Here is a 22,351-nt window from a genome sequence, read left to right as displayed (position 1 = left end):
CCTTTAAATTTTATTAAAATTACTAAACTTAACTAACTCGAAAGAAAATCCTTGAGCTTTAAAAGAGGACTCAAGATCTTTCAGATAGTTCTCTCTGATGTAACTATCTTCAAATTCTGTTTTTGCTTTGATGAATATTTTTTTGTTAACACTATCTTCATTTATAACTTCTAATTTGCTAAACCATGATTTATCGATAGCTTGACCATAACATGTAACTAAAGATTCTCGTACTTTGTACCAAACTGAGTTGGAGCCTAGCTCTTTACTAAGTTCTGAAAGGTGATCTTCATCACTTATTTGTTGCTGTAAAACTGTTGTTTTTTGATACTCAGTTATGCTATTGGTAACTTGTTTTGATTCGTCAAATGGTATAACTTGTAACTGCTCAATATCGTTGCCATACACAGCTTGTACCTCCTGTAGTATCTTGAATTTAATATGATCTGACAGTGTAATATTCTTAATCAACTTGATGTAATATTTGTTTTTAACCGCTGCTCCAAAATCACAAGATGTCAAAATTTGATAAGCCATATCTGCTTCAAAGACTCCAGCTATTTTACGCTTCAACTGAGCCTTCATACTACGATCTGTACTAGATTCAATGTTTGCTAGATACTGTTCTTTAAATCTTCCTACATCATTAAATCCAAAATTTCCGCTATTAGCCTGCTCAGTAGTTAGTAATTCATTTGCTAACGCTTTTGCCATATAGTTTAGCACTGCTGTCTTATTTGCAAAATGACGGTTTGGATATTTATTTGATAACTTCAACAGTAATTGATTTATGAAGTATATGTTGAAGCTTCTACTAGACATACGTTGTAGTATAACTGCATCTTCTGGTGTTAGTGGATAATAATCTGCTAGTCTTTTTCTTTTGGGATAGCATTCATTCTTTTCAACCTCTGAATCTTTAGTAATAGCTGGAGTTGCTAACTCACTATTTTGCTCATAATCCTTGTTTGATGGCTTTTTATTGCTAAAATCACTAAGCTCATAGAAATTCAAATTCTGTTGTTGCTGTTGATCTTTTTTTTCATTTCCTACTAACTCAATTTCTATAAAATCATCAGATTCCGTATATTTAAACTTCAAATTTTGCTGTTGATCTTCATTTTTATTTTGATCATTCTCTATTAACTTATCTTCAGTAGATCTAGATCTATTATTATTTTTTTTATTATTATTATATCTATATATGTAGCTGCAATTTTTTGCAGGTTCACCTGCAAATTCTTGCAAATTGATGTGAAAATTTTTTTGTTGCAGAAGGACAATTTTTTCTTCTTTTTTTTCTTTTTCAGTGAAACGCTGAAAATTTTTTAGAAGTTTTACACAAAGAACATTACGTAACTTGAGATTGCCTTTAATTATTGTTCTATTTTCAACTTTAATAAAACCTGCATTTCTTAATTCAACCAAGCATTGCCTAACTCTGCGGTAACGAAGGTTTAACTCCTTTTCAAAAAAGTAATAACTTTCCTGTAATTCATCTATATCTTTGTTGTAATAGATTTGTAGTCTATATACCATCAATGATAAAAGCTGTTTAGATGTTTTGCTTAAAGCTTTAGCATTATCTCCAATCAGATCTTTCCATTCTGCTGGAACAAAATTTCCAATAAAACGATAAAAGACAGTTGCATTATTGCTACTGTTATTATTAGCAATTTTGCAATTATTGCTTGCAAAATTACGCAAATTTTGCGCCATTTCTAACCTCCAAAAATGTCAGATATAGCAGGTGGTTCAGGCAATTTTCGCTATCGAAAACCACGTTTTTATACCGCGTAAATATAGCGATTTAGTAGCTATACTCAAAATTTAACACTCTGAAAGGCTTATAACAGCACAGTAGTCTTAAACAATTAAATGTACCCTAGTAGTTTTCTATAATAATTTATTCTAGTTCTTTGTAATCTATTACCTAGTATAATACTTAATTCTTTAGCTGTTTTATCATGATGATTGATAATTAACTCCTCAAATTCTTTGAGATCTATTTTTTCATTATAACCTTTGGCTGGGCCATAAGGTTTTGCTTTAATATCTTCTGTTTCCCTTTTAAGATGTTTCCATCTATATATCGCATTACGACTTATATTGAATATTTTACATGCTTTAACAATTCATACTCCATTATCTACCGCTTTGAATATCTTCATTCTTAAATCATAACTGTATCTTCTTGCCATTATTTATCTATTTTTTTTATACTCTTTTCATATTAGCATATTATGTTCCTATTTCCTACGTTCGTGCTATACAATGAGATTTGAGCATAAAAAAAAGCGATAAAAATTAATAGAATCTGTGGGTTATAAAGTTATTTTTTTGCTTCCTTATTCTCCAGATTTAAATCTGATAGAAAAGTTTTGAGCTAATATGAAGATGTGGATTAGAAATCAAATTACTCAATTACTAAAAATACGTTTATTATAACAAATTGCTAACTTTGTAGAATCAATGTAATATATCTAGTCTAAGTATAATAATAGGTTAATACTATGTTTACTAGTTAAATAAAGTCATATTTTTGTAAAACTATTAATATAACTAAGATCTTCATCACTGCGTAAAGTCAAAATTTCAACTCCAGCATCTGCTACTAATAATGTATGTTCATATTGTGCTGATAAAGAACGATCTTTAGTAACTGCAGTCCAGCCATCAGATAAAATTGTTGCATAAGGTTTACCAACATTAATCATAGGTTCAATAGTAAACGTCATACCTACTTTCATATATTGATCTTCACAACTTGCATCATCATAATGCAAAATTTGTGGATCCTGATGTAACATTTTGCCAATACCATGTCCACAAAAATCTCTTACCACGGAGTAACCATATTTTTTAGCATTATTCTGAATAACTCTACCAATATTTCTTATACTTGCATTGGCCTTTACCTGATTGATACCATAATATAAACATTCTTGTGCACATTGAACTATCCTTTTTGCCATTACTGATGGCTGACCTACAAAATACATTTTACAAGTATCCGCAAAAACGCCATCTTTACTTAAAGATATATCAATATTTAGTATGTCTCCATTTTTCAACAATTTATCATTAGGTATACCATGACAGATTACATGATTAACTGATGTACATATTGATTTTGGAAACCCTTTATATCCTAAAGGAGCTGGAACTGCTCCATGCGATATAATGTAATCGTGGCAAATTTTATTTAACAGATTACTCGTTACTCCTGGCTGAACATATTTTTCAATCATTTCTAAAGTAGATGCTGCAATCTTGCTAGCAGCTCGCATTTTTTCTAGAAAATCACTTTGTTGTTGAACCAATCGCATATCATTAACCATTCAATCAAGAATTGCTAAATTAGCAAAACTGAAACTTAAAACCAGTACACCAAATCAATTATCATTAACAAAAATTACAATTTATAGATAACCTTATATTGTTCCATCTACAATAGGTTACTTTAACTTGTAATATAGACTTCTTTAGAAACCAATTCTTTAAGCTTCAAATTATATAAGGCAGTGATTCAATTAATCATAAGCCCAGATCAATTAACTTTTTGTTATTTACAAGCAATGACTTGTCTTTAAACTTCTCACAACATTTATGCATGCAATTTTATTGCGCGTGCTGATTTTTAGTTTTTTATCTTATCATTTTACCATATTTGTTTTTAATTTTCCAATTTAAAAAACATAACCTCAACAAAAATATCAAAATAATTACTTTATAATGCAAAAAACAAATCAGAATCGACACTTTCTGCAATAATCCTGATACAATCATCAATGTTTATCAATTGTTAATGGTTGAAGTACACCAAATCTTTTTCTTTAAATTTTTTGAAAAACTTCGACGATATAAAAGTTGAAAAGAAGTAAAAAGAGATACATTTGAAAAAGAAATAGAAATTTTTTATGTTTCAAAAAATGTAGAGAAGACATTATAGTTATCCAAAATGAGGTTTGAGCATAGAAAAAAGCAATAAAATAGTTAATATAATCTGTTGGTTGTAAAGTTATTTTTCTGCTACCTTATTCTCTAGATTTAAATCCGATAGAAAAATTTTGGGCTAATATGAAGCTGTGTATTAGAAATCAAATTACTCAATTTTGTAAATTTTATGAATCTATTATCGCTTTTCGCTATTCTCAAACCTCATTGTAAATGACTATAGTGTGAAAATTCATAACAGATCACAGATCTATGATGAGTATAATCAATATAGAAAAGATGTTTTAACTGACCATTAATAGTTTCTATAATATGCCCTTTGTTAAGAAGTAAAGATTTATAGAAGTCTAAAACAAATTTTATAAAAAAGTGAGTTGCTATCAACGTAAGAAAGAGAAGTAATTATATAAACCAAGAAATAATTAATTAGAGAACAGTATCTAGTATGCTTTAAATGCATATGTTTTAGGATTAAGACCTATAAAAGCTACAACTTGTTTAGCAGAACTAAATTTCTCAATATTTGCTAAAAAAGCAAGAACTATAGCTTGTGTTTTTGCTCATACACATGGCATTGATGTAAGTAATGCAGCTTTATTAAGAAGATCTTTGTTATTTTTAATATTACCATTTCTCTAATTTGTTTTTCAAGGAATTCAATATGAATGTGAATGTTATCAGCAATTGCTTTAGATGTTTCTTCTAATCTGCTTGTTTCTTAGGTTTTATGTTCAAAACATTCATGTGATTAACTAGCTGCTGCAGTTCTTAAATATGAACTGGCAGTGATACTAAGTTTCTGGTTTCAGTACCTCGCAGAAATATGCTATCAGTTGTTTGCTTTATCTATTTTTGTATGACTAAGTTTACCCATTGCAAAACCTTTCATACAAACATGTCCAGTTTCTCTGCTTTTTAACCATGTGACTAATTTGTTAAACTATTCAGAATTATTATTAAATTTTCTTGTTTGAGCTTTATTATTAGTTAACACAGCTAAGTCAAATATCTCTTTAAAAACGTTAATTCCTACAATTATACTATTTATAGTCACAAAATTTTATGTTAAACTTAATACCTCAAAACCAGCTTTGTAAATACAGGCTTTTTAGCCTAAGAATACTGTCCAGTTTAAAAAAGCTAGTTACTTATCTACAACACACGCTATTAGCCTTAGGCTTAATATATGCTAGCTTTCTTTTGTGCTATTGCTATAACTTTTATTTTATTGCAATTTTACTTATTTTTATCATACAAAGATCCAATTAAAATCACTTTTTTGATTTGATCAGTTTTATATTCATTATAAAGAATAGCTGTATCTACTAGCTGCAGAACGATTGGTTCTTGTGATGAAGGGCTGTTAGCCACTGTACCTACGACGACTCCAGTAAGCAGCGCAGCTCTAGCAGAACTATCGCTAGTAACATAGTGCTCAACATTCTTTTTTGGTTCAGCTCCAGCTCTCCTAAGATTTACAAATGATTTTACTACTACAGGAGCTTACTTTGTTTTGTCATCATGGCTTGAATTTGAAATATGATATTAACATCAGCACTAAACCCATTGCTATCATTATTATAGACCTTGCTTATGCTGATTCTCAAATATCTCAAATTTTTGGTTAAAATTATTAATTTTTGTAGTAGTTTCTAAATATCTGCTCTCTATTACACTTTCTAATCTATCTTGTAATGTTTTGACTTCACTAAGTATTTCCTCTGTCCATTTTGCTCTCAAGTCTACAGCTTGTTCTGCTCCAAAAACCTCTTCTCCTGACTCACGATTTTCTGTAAAAGTTATAGATTCTTTCGTTTTTCCACTTTCAGATAAAAAATACGACACAAGCATTATTGTGTGATGCTTATAAAAGAAAAGTTAAGGCAATTACTGGCTTTCAGCGAATAATACTCGCTAATTCTGATAACTTGCTATTAGACCTAACAGCAGATTCAGCCTTTTTGGTTTGTCATTTAGCTCTAAATCTTCTTCTTTTGTATTCTCATTGTTTGAATTGTCCTGTTGCACTATTCATCTGCTTTTTGAACGCGGAATGATATTTTCAATAAAGTTATAAAATATTATTGCATTATTGCTACTGTTATTATTAGCAATTTTGCAATTATTGCTTGCAAAATTACGCAATTTTTCCGCCATTTCTAACCTTTAAAAATATCAGATATAGCAGGTGGTTCAAGCGGTTTTTGCTTTCAAAAACCACGTTTTTATACCGCGTAAATATAGCAATTTAGTAGCTATACTCGAAATTTAACACTCTGAAAGACTTATAATAACACATTAGTCTTAAATATTAAAATAGATCTCTTTCGAAACTGGTTAACGTAGTTCAAAATTATTGCTGATAAATGTCGAAATAGACGTAAAAGATTCGGTCTTAGATTTAATTTGATCTCTGGCATTTATAATTTTGAACTACGTTAACCAGTTTCAAAAGAGGCCTATTCAAAAACCATCCTGTAGAACTCTTACAAATTTGTACTATACTTTGAAATGTTTTATGTTTATAAATTCTCAAATTATCACATACAGGAAGCTTTGTTGAGTCAATGTATTATACCAAGTAATATTTTTTCTGTTTCTTGTTCTGACATGGATTGTAAAATAGTACCATAGGCATTAACTCTATAAATCTGTTATAGCTTACTATCTTTGAAAACTCCTTTTTATAATCTTGATACATACAATTATAAATAAAAATCTTTAATTTGCATGTTACCATTATCGTAATGATTTCCGATAGGATCATATTACAACTCCTTTTATATTTGTTGGAGGGTTTGATATTACATATTTTTTTATTCCTTCTTCAAAATACTTGCAAAAATTATCTGTTATCCAGAAAATCTCTACCAGAGAAATCATATTAACTTTTCCTTTTTTATTCTTGAGATCTTTATACTTTCTCATATATTTTTTCTATTACTTCTATCATATATTTCTATTAATCTATTCTTGTAATCCTTATTTCAAATATATTCCAACATTTTTCCTTATATCAAACTCTGGTTTATATCCTGAGTTTGATATAAGGAATAGGCTAAGATGTAGGAAGACAATTGTTATCGATCTTAATACATATTATAGTGTTAAACATATATTCTTATTAAAAATGTGGTAGTTATAACAATTCCTTTATGCTTATTTTTTACTTTTTAGGTTTGCACTATTCCTCTAATTATTACTCTTCCTAATAGTAAAGCATATTCTCTTATATCAAACTTTGGTTTCTATAAAGTCTTTCTGCATATTGAATAATTTATCATTGCTATGTTTACATTATTATAGTAGTTTCAATAATTTTAATTTTGGTGGCAAAATTAAAATTATGATTTAAAAGATAGTAGTTGACAATCTAAAGAGTATAGCATATTAATAAGCTTAATTAAACTACATACTTTTGAATCTATTAATTTTAGAAAAAAGTATAGCTGTTTTGTAAGTAAATAATTAGACAAAGGTAGTGACAAGTACATTTTTCGCAAAAAGTGCGAAATTAAGTTCATGTCTCGTCAAAACATAATAAATAAGTTGAGACAGATTAAACTTTAAGTATCAAACTTAAGAGTTTGATCCTGGCTCAGAACGAACGCTGGCGGCATGCCTAACACATGCAAGTCGAACGAATTAATGCTGAGCTTGCTTAGCATTAATTAGTGGCAAACGGGTGAGTAACACGTGGGAATCTGCCCATCAGTACGGAATAACATTTAGAAATAAGTGCTAATACCGTATGCCCTCTACAAGGAGGAAAGATTTATCGCTGATGGATGAGCCCGCGGCAGATTAGGTAGTTGGTAAGGTAATGGCTTACCAAGCCTGTGATCTGTAGCTGGTCTGAGAGGACGAACAGCCACACTGGGACTGAGACACGGCCCAGACTCCTACGGGGGGCAGCAGTGGGGAATATTGGACAATGGGCGAAAGCCTGATCCAGCAATGCCGCGTGAGTGATGAAGGCCTTAGGGTTGTAAAGCTCTTTTAGTAGGGATGATAATGACAGTACCTACAGAAAAAGCCCCGGCTAACTCCGTGCCAGCAGCCGCGGTAAGACGGAGGGGGCTAGCGTTGTTCGGAATTACTGGGCGTAAAGGGCGCGTAGGCGGTTTAATAAGTTAGGAGTGAAATCCCGGGGCTTAACCCTGGAACTGCTTCTAAAACTGTTAGGCTAGAGTATGGTAGAGGATGATGGAATTTCTAGTGTAGAGGTAAAATTCTTAGATATTAGAAGGAACACCAGTGGCGAAAGCTGTCATCTGGGCCATTACTGACGCTGAGGCGCGAAAGCGTGGGGAGCAAACAGGATTAGATACCCTGGTAGTCCACGCTGTAAACGATGAGTGCTAGATATTGGGGGATTTTTCTTTCAGTTTCGTAGCTAACGCATTAAGCACTCCGCCTGGGGAGTACGGTCGCAAGATTAAAACTCAAAGGAATTGACGGGGGCCCGCACAAGCGGTGGAGCATGCGGTTTAATTCGATGATCCGCGAAAAACCTTACCAACTCTTGACATGGTAGTCGCGAAAAATGGAGACATTTTTCTTCAGTTTGGCTGGACTACACACAGGTGTTGCATGGCTGTCGTCAGCTCGTGTCGTGAGATGTTGGGTTAAGTCCCGCAACGAGCGCAACCCTTATTCTTATTTGCCAGCGGGTAATGCCGGGAACTATAGGAAAACTGCCGGTGCTAAGCCGGAGGAAGGTGGGGATGAGGTCAAGTCATCATGGCCCTTATGAGTTGGGCTACACGCGTGCTACAATGGTACCTACAGAGTGATGCGATACGGTGACGTGGAGCTAATCATTAAAAGGTATCTCAGTTCGGATTGCACTCTGCAACTCGAGTGCATGAAGTCGGAATCGCTAGTAATCGCGGATCAGCATGCCGCGGTGAATACGTTCTCGGGCCTTGTACACACTGCCCGTCGCACCATGGGAGTCAGTGGTACCTGAAGTTGGTGAGCTAACGTAAGAGGCAGCTAACCACGGTAGAACTGGTGACTGGGGTAAAGTCGTAACAAGGTAGCCGTAGGGGAACCTGCGGCTGGATTACCTCCTTTAAAGACAATTCTATTACCTTAATTTTCTTTAAAATTAGTGTAATAAGTTAAATTTTAGTCACTACCTTTGTCTGATTATTTACTTTATTTGTTCTAGCAATAACATTAGAGTTTTTCAGTTTTGATGATAAAAATTTTTAGCTGTAGCAAAGATTTTTTTAGTTAATGGAAAGGCTTTTAGCAAAGAAGACATGTACATAAGTGAAAAAAATCTATAATTTATACTTTTCATGCTTTCTATTGCTATCTTTATATTGTTTCCAGAATTTTAATAAAGAGGTTTTACTCTTCCTAAATGTAAAGAGCTAATTGAAGAGTGATGTTGATTATAAAGTGGTGTTTGTTGATATAACTGTGAAATTCATAATATTTGCAACTAAAGCTTTTTATAATAGGTAAGAAATAGCATAAACGGTACAATAGATAATGTTTTTTGCTTAAAAAATATATAAATCTTATTTATTAAATGTTATTATCTCACTCATGCCCCTCATTTTAACTATAGTTGAGTTTATGTTTTTTATCAATGCAAGTATTCATGCTTAAAAAAAATCAGAGCATATACAGCGTAAGTATGGTATAAACTGAGTATTAATTCTCAATTTAATAACTAGAACATAACTTCAATATAGCTAAGAGTTTAAGTCGTACTTTGTAAATATTAATACATTTTACAATTTGGTGTAGTTTTTTTGATTTAAACTGCAATTCTTGATTATCTTATAAAGAAATAACTTGATTTTATGATAAGTTCATGAGATTATACGTTAAAATTAATCTTTAGAATTATGTTACAATAACACTCATGAGGCAAAATAAATGCGTGTTCTACTAATTGAAGATGATCCAGCACAAGCATCATCTATTGAGCTATCTTTAGCTAATGAAGGTATCATTGCTGATAAAGCTCATTTAGGTAAAGATGGAATTGAGATCTCAAAATTATATGATTATTCTCTTATCATATTAGATTTAATGTTACCAGATATAAGTGGATATGAGGTTCTACTAAGCTTAAGATCTCAAAAAATCCAAACTCCTGTTTTGATTTTATCTGGTTTGTCAACAATTGATAATAAAATTAAGGGCTTATCATTTGGTGCAGATGATTATATAACTAAACCTTTTGATTCTGATGAGCTATCTGCTAGAGTAAAAGCTATTATACGTCGATCAAAAGGGCATTCAGAAGCGGTAATTAGAGTTGGGCATTTATCAATAAATCTTGATACAAGGTCTGTTTCTATGTATAACAAGGATAAGCAAAAGAATATGCCTATACATTTAACTAATAAAGAATATAAAATCCTTGAGCTTTTAGCGATTAAGAAAGGTACTGTTTTAACTAAAGAAATGTTCCTAAGTCATCTTTATAGTGGTATAGATGAACCAGAAATTAAAATTATTGATGTATTTATATGCAAGCTGCGTCGAAAACTTGAAAAAGCTTCTAATGGTATTAACTTCATTGAGACAGTATGGGGGAGAGGATATATATTTGCAGAATTTAAGTCTAACGATAATAATTATAGCTTAAATAATGTTGAAGAAGAATAGTAATTATATAGTGAATATTAATAATATATTATTTTTAGATAATAATATTTGTTCTCAATGCTATAATCAAAAATGTTCTTAACAAAAAAATTATTACTACCTATTTTTAGTTCAATAAACTCAATTCTATAATGTCAAATAATCTAGATCAAAGTAATAATGAATCAATAAATTCATTAATTCAAACAGATAAATTAGTGTTTATTCCAATTGGTGGATGCAACGAAATAGGTATGAATGTCAATATCTATCATTACCAAGGAGAATTTATAATGGTAGATTGTGGTGCAGGCTTTCCTAGTGATTTTACACCTGGAGCTAACATGTTAATAACAGACCTAAGCTTCATCAAAGCTAGCGGAAAAAAATTAGCTGGGTTGATACTAACACATGCTCATGAAGATCACTTAGGAGGAGTTCAGTATCTTCTTCAAGATCTGGATTGTCCTATCTATACTACTAACTTTACAGCTAATTTTTTGTCACTCAGATTAAAAGAGTATGATCCAACTTGTCAAGTTACTATTAATAAGATTACTCCTGGTCATAGATTTAATATTGGGCCATTTGCAATTGAGATGTTAACTCTAACTCATTCCGCACCAGAAATGCAAGCATTAATGATTAGAACTGATGCTGGCACTATTTTACATACTGGAGACTGGAAATTCGATGATGACCCTATTATTGGCAAAGAATCTGATAAAGTTTTACTGCAAAAATACGGAGATGAAGGGATAACAGCTCTAGTATGCGACTCTACTAATGTATTTTATAGTGGTTTTTCAGGATCAGAAGGTAATCTGCAAAAAAGTTTAATTGATATTATTGGCAGTGCATCAGGATTAATAATTACTACAACATTTGCTTCAAATTTAGCTAGATTGCAGTCATTAATTGTTGCTGCTAAGCATGCTGGCCGTAAAGTTATATTTGCAGGAAAAAGTTTGCTACGGATGATGCGTGCTGCACAAGATAGTGGCTATCTGAATGATGTGAACGAGCAATTATTAGATATCAAAGAATTTAGTAAATATCCACGTGAAAAATTAATGATTATCTCAACAGGGTGCCAAGGAGAGCCGTTAGCAGCAGTTAATAAGATAGTAACTGGAAGTCACCAACATATTAAACTACAGGCTAAAGATACAGTTATCTTTTCATCAAAAATTATTCCTGGTAATGAAAAAAGAATATACAAACTATTTAATCAGTTAACTAGAGCACAAGTTAAAGTTATTACTGAAAAAGATAATTTTGTACATGTATCAGGGCACCCTGCAATTGAAGAACTGAAAGCTATGTATAAGCTAACGCGACCTAAAATATGTATACCAGTACATGGCGAGCCAATACATATACATGAACATGCTAATTTAGCCAAAAGTTGTGGAATTAAGAATGTTGTTGAACTCGAAAATGGTTCCATTCTACAAATTAACTCAGACTCACATAAAATTTTGGGAAAAATAAAAGTGCAATATCTAGCAATAGATGGTAATTATATACTTTCAGCAAATTCTGATATTTTTTATAAGCGTAGAAGAATGCAAGAAAATGGCATTGTTATTGCTACTTTGATTTTTAACAATAGAAATATTTTAGCTATTGAGCCAATATTATCATTTCCTGGCCTTCTAGATCCTAATCCTAAAAATGAACATGATCCTGATTACTCTATTGCTACATTAATCAAGCAAGAGCTTCAGCAAATATTATCAATTAATAACAGTTCTAAAAAATCAATTAAACGAGATAAAATTGAAGAAGTTACAAAAAGCTGTATAAGGCGTATTATTAAACAAGAAGTTAATAAGAGCCCAATAATTATGGTCAATATCCATAAATTATATCAACAAAAAAATTAGCAAATAACGCGTAATTACTAACATTGACTTAGCTGAATTGTTTAGATATATTACCATTATTCCATAGTATAATTAGTGAGTTATGATATCTATAAATGAAGTTCAATCAATTGCTAATTACTGCAAGTTGAGGTTTAATGAACAAGAACTAAATCATATGGTTAAGCAACTATCCAGTATAGTGGAAATGATGAATAAGCTGGAAAAAATTGATTGTACGGCTGTTCCACCTATGAGGCATTTTGAAGAAAATAACAGAATGCGAAAAGATCAAGTTGAGCAGAATATTACAGTGGATCAGTTATTATCTAACGTACCACAGTCATCAGCAACTATAGCTAAAAACACAAAATATTTTGTTGTACCAAAGATAATAGAATAATGAACAATCTAGTAAAATTAACAATTTCTCAAGCAGTTAGCGGGCTAAAAAATAAAGAGTTTACTGCTACTGATCTAGTAACTGCGCATATCAACCAAATGGATAAGTATAGGTATATTAATGCTTATATTACTGAGATACCAGAACTTGCTTTACAGGCAGCTAAAAAATCTGATTTTTTAATTCAAACTAATCAATCTAGGCCAATTGAAGGTATTCCTGTTTCTATTAAGGATCTTTTCTGTACTAAAGGAATATTAACTACTGCTGCATCAAAGATGCTACAAAACTTTACTCCTGTTTATGATGCTACTGTATATAGTAAAATCATTAATGCTGGCGGCATTATGCTAGGAAAAGGTAATATGGATGAGTTTGCTATGGGATCAGCAAACATTAATAGTTATTTTGGCAATGTAATTAATCCCTGGAAGGCTGAAAATGATGATGTAGATTTGACTCCTGGTGGCTCTTCGGGTGGATCTTCAGCTGCCGTTTCAGCATTTATGGCAATGGCAGCATTAGGTAGTGATACTGGAGGATCTGTTAGGCAACCAGCGTCTTATACTGGAACTGTTGGTATAAAGCCGAGTTATGGACGATGCTCAAGATGGGGTATGATTGCATTTTCATGCTCACTAGATCAAGCTGGAATAATTACTCGCACAGTTGAAGATGCAGCAATTATGCTAGAAACCATGATGGGCTATGATGAAAAGGATTCAACAAGTTTAAATGTAGAAGTTCCTAACCTAAGATCAGCTGTTAATCAACCTATTAAAGGTATGAAAATAGGTATACCTTATGATTTAATGGAAAATAGGAGCTTAAGTAGTGAAATTATCACAATGTGGCAAAACACTATAAATTTGTTAAAAGATCATGGTGTAGAAATTGTATCTATTAGCTTGCCATATATTAATTATGCATTACCAGTATATTATGTTCTGTCTTCTGCTGAAGCTTCATCAAATTTAGCAAGATACGATGGAGTAAGATATGGGTTAAGAGTAGAGGGAAAAGATTCAAATATTAATGAAATTTATGAACTTTCTAGATCAGAAGGATTTGGAGCTGAAGTTAAAAGAAGAATTATGATGGGTACATATGCACTTGCATCAACAAATATCAATTCGTATTACATTAAAGCTCAACAAGTAAGACGATTAATAGTGAATGACTTCACAAACAGTTTTAATAAGGTAGATTGTATATTAATTCCATCTGCACCTACTGCAGCTTTTCCACTTAATTCTAATCAAGATGATCCAGTTACTATGTATTTAAATGATATATTGACAATACCAGCAAGTTTAGCTGGGTTGCCATGCATTTCAATACCAGCTGGGTTTTCAGCTAACAAGTTGCCATTAGGTATGCAAGTTATTGGTTCTCGCTTAGATGAGTATAATATTATTAAAATATCATCAGCTATTGAAAAAGCACTCAATCTCAAATTTATTCCAAAAGGTTTTTAAATATGACATTTATAGAAGGCAAAACTGAAAAATGGGAATATGTTATAGGACTTGAAATTCATGCCCAAATAAAATCCAATGCTAAGTTATTTTCTAGCGCTTCAACTGAATTTGGAAGTTCTCCAAACTCACAGGTCGAATTGTTAGATGCAGCTATGCCAGGATCTTTACCAGTATTAAATGAATTTTGTGTGCATCAAGCTATAAAAACTGCTCTAGGAATTAATGCGAAAATAAATAAATTATCTATTTTTGACCGTAAAAACTACTTTTATGCTGATTTACCAGCAGGTTATCAAATTTCGCAATTTTATCATCCAATTGCTCAAGGCGGTTGGATAGAAATATTAGATGAAAATGGTAATATTAAGCGCATTCAGATTAATAGGTTGCATATAGAACAAGATACAGGAAAAAGTACCCACGATCAATCGGACACTTATAGCTATATAGATCTTAACCGAAGTGGTATAGCATTAATGGAGATAGTTTCTGAGCCTGATATTTCTTCTCCTATGCAAGCAGCTGAATATATCAAAAAACTTAGAGCAATATTGAGATATTTAGATAGTTGTAATGGTGACATGGAAAAAGGTTCTCTAAGATGTGATGCTAATATATCAGTAAGAAAGCCAAATAGTGAATTAGGAACTAAATGTGAAATTAAGAACCTTAATTCAATTAAATCAATTGTTAGAGCACTAGAATTTGAAGGTCAAAGGCAGGTCAACATATTAGAATCTGGTGGCACAATTAAACAGGAAAGTCTTCTATTTGATGCTACACTAGGCAAAACATTTCCAATGAGATCTAAAGAAAATGCTACAGATTATAGATATTTTCCTGATCCAGACCTACCTCCAATAATATTAGATCAGTCATTAATTGACAATATTGCTAGTAGTTTACCCGAATTACCAGATGCTAAAATTACAAGATATGTTAATGAAATCAAGCTTAGTGATTATAATGCTCAAGTTTTAGCAGCTGATAAGGATATTTCCTGCTTTTTTGAAGAAGTTATTAAAACTGCAAATCCTGTATTAACTGCTAACTGGATATTAAGTGAGTTATTTGGCTTAATGAATAAAGATGGTATTACTATTAACGAATGTAAAATTACTGCTAATCACTTTTCTGAATTAATACAGTTGATTAGTTCCAAAGCAATATCTAGCAAAATTGCAAAAACAGTCTTAAAAGAAATGTTTGATAGTGGAAAAAGTCCAAAAATAATTATGCAAGAAAAAAATATACAGCAAATTTCAGATCCTAATCAAATTGCTGATATTATTGATGATGTACTTAAGGATAATTATCAGTCTGTTGTATCCTATAGAAATGGTAAAGACAGATTATTTGGATTTTTTGTTGGCCAAGTAATGAAGAAAACTGCTGGTAATGCAAATCCTGAGCTTATCAATGAAATATTGCATACAAAATTAAAACAATTTCAAATTTAAATTTGTTTTCTGATTTAATAAAACTCTAACATCAATAAAACAGTTTATTTGTTTTGATTTTTTATACAATCTCTTATCCATATATTCAGCAATTACCTCAACTGATAATTCAGATTTCAGTAATTTTATTGCAAAATCTTTTCTTTTTTTGCTTCGGCTTTCCCTTTAGCCTCACCGAGTTTTATGCCTTCAGCTTTAGCTCGTTCGAGTTTATAATCTTCAACTGCTTTATTATCACATATACACTTTAACTCTTGTTCATAGGTTTTAGTTCGTCTTCGCTTCAATTAAACTGATCTAATGCCTTATACGCTCTTTTTATTATTAAATCTTCACCTGTATTAAAGATTTATACAAAGACTTTTTTTATCATTCATATTGGAGTTACATACTCAATCAATGAACAACAAAGTCTCGTTAATGAACTTCTAATTACTAACTATAATTAATCAGAGTTCGATATAAAAAATAGAAAAAAGATAAGAATAAAAAATCCATATTAAAAACTACTAGATTCAAAAAAGAAAAAAGCATAACTGTTATGCTAACTCTAGTAAAGATTTTATACTTAATAGAAAGCACATTATCAAGAAAAAATAATGTTTAACACTATCCATAAAAGCAAAAAATCCTATAATCCTTATCTTTCATATATTTCAACACCTTTCTTATATCAAACTTTGTATTTAATAAATTTAATATACCTCTTATAAAACTATAAGCCAAGTTATTGTACAAGTCTTTTATAAATCTACACTATTTAGCTCCATTTCTACATTACCGATAATGCCTTCCTCATTACAAAAATTTATCACATTGTCATACTCTTCAGATAATAAAGCATACTTATCTTGATATTCTTTAAGTAATAGCTCAAGCGGAGTAATATTTAAACATTTTTTTAATTTCATACATAAATTAACAGAATCATGAATAACTAGATTTACATGTTTTAATTCTATTAATTCTGACATTACTTGCTTTAATTTATTTAAACTCTCCTCTTTAGCTTTTTTGTCTTCACCATAAATGACAATATCTAACAACCTTGACATTTCTTCCGTTTGTGATTTTATATTTGCATATGCATTACTAAATCCTTTCTCTTTCTTAGATAACTTGTCTTCATCATGAGCGATATCTAACAACATTGACATTGGCTCAAATGCCTCTGGATGATTTTTGTAATACTCAGTAATATTAGGACTCCGATACTCTGATGATAATTCTTGTAATTTATCATCATTAGGAATGCGATATGTATTCGTATAACTGAACAATTTTAGGTTATTTTTAATTAAGCTTTGTTTTTCATAATCAATATTTACTATTTTTGAATTAGTATTATTTAAACTTAAAAAATCAATGTCCAATGGAAGCACTACTCCATCTGTTAGTTCTACAATTTTAGTTGCTAAGCTAGAAACATTTGTTTTAAAACTATCTTCTGTTGTTTGATAGAGTATAGATTTAAGAGCCTTATTAGCTTTATCTTCTAGCATATTTTCATTCAAAAACTCTTCAAAACGTGTTATGCTGTTACATTTATTCATAAAATATTCTATGAAGCTATTGCATACATCTATAGCTTCTTCATCAGTTGTAACAGATAAGATAATTTTATTACTAATAAAGTTTGATAAAGCTTCAATTTCCTGTTTATCAAATTCTTGAACATTATCTTTTTTTCTTAGATAATCGATTCTATTTAATACTACATCTATTGTAATAGGTAAATTTTCATATGAAATATGAAAATCTGCGTAATCTTTAGCATGTTTTATTGCAGAAAGAATACTACTAACTTTAGTAAGCTGTAATATTTTTTTCTTAGTAGATTCCAATATGAATGCATCTTGTATTTTTCTATATATTCTGTGATTAATAAATACATCATCTGGATCTATTGTAATATTATAGTCTGACTCATCATCGCTATCTAATACTTCTAATACATCATAAGGTTCTGAATTCTCTTCAGCAGGAAGCTCCGACTTCAATAGCTCCTTAACATTATTAGGTAGGCCTTCAAAGTATGATTTATAATCTTCTGGATTGATTTGCCGGCACAATAATGGAATAAGGCTATCATGTACAGATGCTAAATTTTTAACGTATGATTCATATTTTTGTAAATCAATTCCAAATTTTATTAATATCTTTGCAACTAATACATGAATATCATGGTAAACCCTACTTCCATAATGTCCAATAGATTGACCACTTTGCAACCTGTGAAATTCAGTATGAGTCATATCAAGGTGATAATATTCTTTATAGAATTTTTTTTGAAAAAGCATCTCTGCTAAATTATTAGCACACTTTGAGTTTTCATCTATTAGATTCAAATGTTTTTCTAGTAAAAATTCTACATTTCTTACTTCAGTACTAGTTAAGTTACCGCTAGACATTCTGATGGTACCTGCTATAAGGCTTTCTGCTGTCTCATTTTGATTAAGTTGAAAGTTTTTAATAAACCATTCTGCAGACTGTACTAAATTTCTCTGTATAATTTTTGTTAGTATAGTAGTATGATCATATCCATCATTATTACAATGTACTGGAAACTTAGCTTTAGTGCTGTTAAGTAGCAAATTAGTGTATTCATCTGAATAAGATTCAGCATTTTCTAGAGAAAGATATTTTTTTGATATACGTAATGCAGTATTATCGTACTCCTCAGTAGTTAAATCAGTACGTTCAGTAGCATAAATCCACATTGTAGCAGGCATACCACTCTTATTTTTAGCACTGATATCAGCTCCACGAATCAATAGAGCTTGGATGATGTCCTCTCTGAGATACTTAAACGCTCTTATGAGTAGTGTATCATTATTTGCTTTAGATCTTATATCAACTAATTCAGGATGCAAAGATGTTAATTCTAGAAGAGCCTCCTTATTACCTGCTTCCACATACCAAAAAGCTTCTTGTCGTATTTTATCTGATATCATATATTTAATAACCCTTAATCTATGTTTAAAGTTTTATATTAAATGTATAACTGTAAAAATTGCTAAAGTCAATTAAGAGAATTGTAAAATATGATAAGGTAACAGGAAAAGTAAACAAATAGCTAACTTAATAAATTCAAGTTGGCTCTAATAAATCAGAGTTTGATATAAAAAGTATGCTAAACTATATGAATAGAACACCAATAATAGAAAATGGTACTATAGTTACTAACAAAAAGAAGGTTGTCGTCAAGGCTCAATTGTTTCATTAATCTTGGCTAATGTATCTCTGCATTATGTTATAGATAGCTGGTTTGCAAAAATCAGTAAAAAAGAAAACCTAATGTTACAAACAGGAACGGTGAGGTATTGCGACGATATGGTATTTGTCTTTGAAATGAAAGCAGATGTGAAAAGGTTTTATGATGTTTTGACTAAAAGGTTAAATAAGTTGTGCTAAATATCAACGAACTAAATTACAAATGATAAAATCTGGTAGAGACCATGCTGCAAATTTAGCCAAACAAGGCAAGAAGATTATAAGCTATAATTTTCTTGGATTGACTTGCTATTGGTGCAAATCAAGATTTGACGCAACATTGAGACTAAAATATAGCACAAGGAGAGATCGTTTTACCGAAAAACTGAAAGAACTGAGAAAATATTTGCGTGGTTAGTTAAATTAGCAAGACAAAACACAGATATTATCATAAGTCATTAGAGTTATTAGGTGATGAATCAACTATCATGGTATATCCGATAACGAAAGACGAGTAAGTTCATTTATCAACCAAATTACACTGGCAATATAACTGGTTTAATAGAATTGGAAGAAAACGTAAGATAAATTGGAAAAGACTAACTGAGATACTTAAAAACTCCAGTTTAGGATAATGAAAATTATTAAATGTAGCAAATAAAAGGCTTCTGCTGGAAAATGCGGAGTAGAAGAAAGTTATATGGGAAGATAGAATTATATAATGATTACCAAATTCGATATTATAGATCTTTGAAAGCAATAACTTCAGATAGGCTATAGGCAATGATATGAAGTTATCAGGAAAGTGTAATACTTGAAATCCATACATTAAGTTTGATGTGGTCGGTGATGGAAACGAAGATAACTAAACTACTGCGTTTTCATTCAACTCTACTTTATGTGACAAAGAAAACAGCAACATTTGCTTTGTTGGCCAGAACACGAGATACAAATATTATCGCTTCTTGATATGCTTAAACCTCATTGCAAATGATTATATTATCTCTTTATAACTTTTTCTTATTATAAATTCAGTGTTTAAAAATCAAGAACTGTTGCAAAGATATTAATTTTTTTTAGTCATTATGTCTATAACTTAAAAAATAATTTACTAACCATTAATTTTATCGTAATACTTGCAACAAGTTTATAGTTTATAAAATACATTAATTATAAAAGAAGGTAATTATTTTATGGAAGACTTTTTAAATATTACAGAAGCTAATATAGAAAAGCAGAAATTTTGCGTAGAAACTGATGAAATTTTTTATAAAGGTAGAGCTATGAATAACATTTGTCATAGCGTGTTTACTAGCACTACAAAAGAAATTAGCATAGAAAAAACTTTTTACTCTTATCGAGAATGTAAAAGAAGTTATAATGAACTGGACTGCAGTAATGCAACAAGCTTTCTAGGTGAAATTATAGAATATAGTTCAAAGTTATGGATTCAATTTAAAAAAGATATACCTATTTTTTTTGAAAATATATGTAACCCAGGTGAAATCAAAGTTTGTATTGATGGCAGAGTACTAGATAACGATGCTGAACAAATCAACAATACAGATAATAGTGATTTATGGAAGATAAGTATACCAACTGTAATTATTTTAACATTAACATTAGGAGTAGTAACATTTTTGATTAAAAAAAAGTATAGAAGCAGCAATACTACAAATAAAAGTGATGCTGATGTTGAATCAGAAATGCCTTGCCTTGATAAATCTCATATGAAAGAAGCAACTAAGCAAGTTAGCAATGACTCTAATGATAATATCACTCCAGCTGTTGATAACATTCAAGTATGTAATACTTTGAATGCTGGTTTGGAAGCTCAAGAAGAACCTACTATACAAGGAAAATTATCTTATTATGAGAGCGATATATAACACAAGTTTGATATAATGAGAATATCAGAGAAGAGTGAGACACAGCTAAGATTTTAAAAATTATTATCTATATTAAGTGCGTTATAAACGCCAGATTAGGATAAGTGGAAATATGAAATGTAGAGAATAAGAGGTATACAAAGAGAGAATGTTGAGTTATAAAAAAAAAATTTAAATAAACAAGGAATAACCCAACATGAAAAAATGTATTATAACAGTATACTATTTAATAGACAATTTTTGCAAGATATATCAAGAGTGGGAGAGAAAGAGATTAATACCAAGTAGTAATCAAAGGAACAGAGATTGGAAGTTGCCCTTAGTGAGTTATTAACAATAGCGATATATTTTTATTTGTCTTCATGAAAGGATTGTAAAAATTATTATCTATATTACTTGAGTCATAAGTATAAAAGATACTTTTGTTTACCAAGCTATAGTAGAATAATACAACTGTGGCCTAGAATGTTACTACCGCTAGCTGTATTAATGCATTATCTGAAAGGAGAAGAGACTGGTATATATTATATCGATTCTACAAAGTTAGCAATTTGTCATAACAAACACATTTTCAGCAATAGAGTTTTTAACAAAATTTCTAAAATTGGTAAGAGTAGTTATGGCTGGTTCTTATGCTTTAAGCTTCATCTTATAATCAATAATAAAGGCGAAATAATGTCAGTTAAAATTACTAAAAGCAATAAAAGCGACCTATCTGTATTTTCAGTTTTTTCTAAAGGCTTATCTGGTAAATTGTTTAGTGATAAAGCTTACATATCTAAAGAGTTATTTCATCAACTGTTCTCCAATGGTCTACGTTTATTTATTAATCTTCGTAAAGATATGAAAACATATTTATTGGACATACAAGATAATCGGTTATTAAATAAACGTTCTTTAATTGAGTCTGTCTTTAATGTACTAAAAAAACATATGCTTTTAGAGCATACTAGACACCGTTCTCCTCTTAATTTCTTTGTTCATATAATTGCTTCTCTTGCTAGTTATTCTATCTTTAAACTTAATCCTTATCTTATCTCTTCTTCTTCTCCTGACTCATTATCCTAAATTGACGTTTTAACTGTTGGATAGAACATGATTTAATTCAAAAATTACCTAATGATTCTGTAGTTATGATCAACAATGCAAGTTTTCATAAACGTCCTCATTTAAAAACTAGGATAGAAAAAGATGGGCATATATTAGAGTATTTACCTTCTTATTCTACTGATTTAAATCCTATTGAGAAAAAATTGTTTCAAGCTAAATCAAGCAGAATGAAATATTACTGTAACTTGAACACCATTTTTGAAAAATATATAACATAACTGTTTTATAGTGGCTTAGCTATATTACTCCAATCTGCCCAAGGTTTGATACTTGATATGCGTAGTATCATTCAATTCTGTAATTTCAACAACAGTATCATATACGGTTCATAGAGTGCGTTTAATGATTTTGATAC

At 30.6% G+C, this 22,351-nt stretch carries 16 protein-coding genes, 1 rRNA gene and 5 pseudogenes; 11 read left to right on the top strand and 11 right to left on the bottom strand.

The window, feature by feature from the left end:
* Positions 1-3: 3 nt before the first annotated feature.
* The 8 genes and pseudogenes from DK405_RS06390 to DK405_RS15055 all read right to left on the bottom strand — a co-directional run bounded on the left by DK405_RS06390 (position 4) and on the right by DK405_RS15055 (position 6,114).
* A complete protein-coding gene (locus DK405_RS06390; RefSeq protein ID WP_064612801.1) occupies positions 4-1,719 on the bottom strand; it encodes a DnaA N-terminal domain-containing protein in 1,716 nt (571 codons plus the stop codon).
* A 161-nt stretch (positions 1,720-1,880) separates the two neighbouring features.
* Positions 1,881-2,201, bottom strand: a pseudogene (locus DK405_RS06385) (IS630 transposase-related protein); the annotation flags it as partial.
* 333 nt (positions 2,202-2,534) lie between these two features.
* Positions 2,535-3,341, bottom strand: coding sequence for a type I methionyl aminopeptidase (gene map, locus DK405_RS06375; RefSeq protein WP_410522037.1), 807 nt, complete (start codon positions 3,339-3,341; stop codon positions 2,535-2,537).
* 820 nt (positions 3,342-4,161) lie between these two features.
* Positions 4,162-4,341: a transposase gene (locus DK405_RS15760; RefSeq protein ID WP_108883788.1), complete on the bottom strand. Its 180-nt coding sequence runs from the start codon at positions 4,339-4,341 to the stop codon at positions 4,162-4,164.
* Positions 4,342-4,421: 80 nt separating this feature from the next.
* Positions 4,422-5,011, bottom strand: a pseudogene (locus DK405_RS06360) (transposase); the annotation flags it as partial.
* 182 nt (positions 5,012-5,193) lie between these two features.
* The gene (locus DK405_RS15060; RefSeq protein ID WP_269459345.1) at positions 5,194-5,328 is read right to left on the bottom strand and encodes a hypothetical protein; all 135 of its coding nucleotides are present in this window, start codon (positions 5,326-5,328) and stop codon (positions 5,194-5,196) included.
* Between the two features lie 207 nt (positions 5,329-5,535).
* Positions 5,536-5,808 (bottom strand): hypothetical protein, encoded by a 273-nt coding sequence (locus DK405_RS14135; protein WP_045912507.1) that lies wholly within the window; start codon positions 5,806-5,808, stop codon positions 5,536-5,538.
* A 180-nt stretch (positions 5,809-5,988) separates the two neighbouring features.
* Complete coding sequence (locus tag DK405_RS15055; RefSeq protein WP_269459344.1) at positions 5,989-6,114, bottom strand: hypothetical protein; 126 nt, start codon at positions 6,112-6,114, stop codon at positions 5,989-5,991.
* 189 nt (positions 6,115-6,303) lie between these two features.
* Between DK405_RS15055 and DK405_RS06350 the strand changes: the two are divergent.
* Positions 6,304-6,399: pseudogene (locus DK405_RS06350) on the top strand (IS5/IS1182 family transposase); the annotation flags it as partial.
* Here the strand turns inward: DK405_RS06350 and DK405_RS15755 are convergent.
* Complete coding sequence (locus DK405_RS15755; RefSeq protein WP_080503906.1) at positions 6,359-6,526, bottom strand: transposase; 168 nt, start codon at positions 6,524-6,526, stop codon at positions 6,359-6,361. The pseudogene DK405_RS06350 and the gene DK405_RS15755 overlap by 41 nt on opposite strands.
* A gap of 1,006 nt (positions 6,527-7,532) precedes the next feature.
* On the opposite strand from DK405_RS15755, the gene DK405_RS06340 reads away from it, so the two are divergent.
* The 6 genes from DK405_RS06340 to gatB all read left to right on the top strand — a co-directional run bounded on the left by DK405_RS06340 (position 7,533) and on the right by gatB (position 15,784).
* Positions 7,533-9,036, top strand: a 16S ribosomal RNA gene (locus DK405_RS06340).
* An 819-nt stretch (positions 9,037-9,855) separates the two neighbouring features.
* Positions 9,856-10,593 carry a response regulator transcription factor CtrA gene (ctrA, locus tag DK405_RS06335; RefSeq protein WP_012461055.1) on the top strand — a complete coding sequence of 246 codons (738 nt, stop codon included), beginning with the start codon at positions 9,856-9,858 and terminating at the stop codon, positions 10,591-10,593.
* 131 nt (positions 10,594-10,724) lie between these two features.
* Positions 10,725-12,461, top strand: coding sequence for a ribonuclease J (locus tag DK405_RS06330; protein ID WP_045912508.1), 1,737 nt, complete (start codon positions 10,725-10,727; stop codon positions 12,459-12,461).
* An 82-nt stretch (positions 12,462-12,543) separates the two neighbouring features.
* Positions 12,544-12,843: an Asp-tRNA(Asn)/Glu-tRNA(Gln) amidotransferase subunit GatC gene (gene gatC, locus DK405_RS06325; protein ID WP_045912509.1), complete on the top strand. Its 300-nt coding sequence runs from the start codon at positions 12,544-12,546 to the stop codon at positions 12,841-12,843.
* The gene (gatA, locus tag DK405_RS06320; RefSeq protein ID WP_045912510.1) at positions 12,843-14,321 is read left to right on the top strand and encodes an Asp-tRNA(Asn)/Glu-tRNA(Gln) amidotransferase subunit GatA; all 1,479 of its coding nucleotides are present in this window, start codon (positions 12,843-12,845) and stop codon (positions 14,319-14,321) included. Before gatC ends, gatA begins: the two co-directional genes overlap by 1 nt.
* Positions 14,322-14,323: 2 nt before the next feature.
* Positions 14,324-15,784, top strand: a complete 1,461-nt coding sequence (gatB, locus tag DK405_RS06315; RefSeq protein ID WP_045912511.1) for an Asp-tRNA(Asn)/Glu-tRNA(Gln) amidotransferase subunit GatB — start codon at positions 14,324-14,326, stop codon at positions 15,782-15,784.
* Here gatB and DK405_RS06310 read toward each other — a convergent pair.
* Together DK405_RS06310 and DK405_RS06300 are read right to left on the bottom strand one after the other, a co-directional pair.
* Positions 15,764-16,121, bottom strand: a pseudogene (locus tag DK405_RS06310) (hypothetical protein); the annotation flags it as partial. The gene gatB and the pseudogene DK405_RS06310 overlap by 21 nt on opposite strands.
* 406 nt (positions 16,122-16,527) lie before the next feature.
* Positions 16,528-18,738, bottom strand: coding sequence for a hypothetical protein (locus DK405_RS06300; RefSeq protein WP_045912512.1), 2,211 nt, complete (start codon positions 18,736-18,738; stop codon positions 16,528-16,530).
* 274 nt (positions 18,739-19,012) lie between these two features.
* On the opposite strand from DK405_RS06300, the gene DK405_RS15435 reads away from it, so the two are divergent.
* The 4 genes and pseudogenes from DK405_RS15435 to DK405_RS06280 all read left to right on the top strand — a co-directional run bounded on the left by DK405_RS15435 (position 19,013) and on the right by DK405_RS06280 (position 22,214).
* Positions 19,013-19,198, top strand: a complete 186-nt coding sequence (locus DK405_RS15435) for an RNA-dependent RNA polymerase family protein (RefSeq protein WP_331828120.1) — start codon at positions 19,013-19,015, stop codon at positions 19,196-19,198.
* Positions 19,199-20,190: 992 nt separating this feature from the next.
* Positions 20,191-20,886 (top strand): hypothetical protein, encoded by a 696-nt coding sequence (locus tag DK405_RS06290; protein WP_045912513.1) that lies wholly within the window; start codon positions 20,191-20,193, stop codon positions 20,884-20,886.
* Positions 20,887-21,082: 196 nt separating this feature from the next.
* Positions 21,083-21,954, top strand: a pseudogene (locus DK405_RS06285) (IS982 family transposase).
* A 20-nt stretch (positions 21,955-21,974) separates the two neighbouring features.
* On the top strand, positions 21,975-22,214 hold the full coding sequence (locus tag DK405_RS06280) for a transposase (protein WP_080946473.1): 240 nt from the start codon (positions 21,975-21,977) through the stop codon (positions 22,212-22,214).
* The last annotated feature ends 137 nt before the right edge of the window (positions 22,215-22,351 follow it).

It is taken from the genome of Orientia tsutsugamushi (genome assembly GCF_900327275.1).
Lineage (GTDB): Bacteria > Pseudomonadota > Alphaproteobacteria > Rickettsiales > Rickettsiaceae > Orientia > Orientia tsutsugamushi.
The sequence above is the reverse complement of the archived record's forward strand: the minus strand, read 5'-3'. Positions and strand labels throughout refer to the sequence as shown.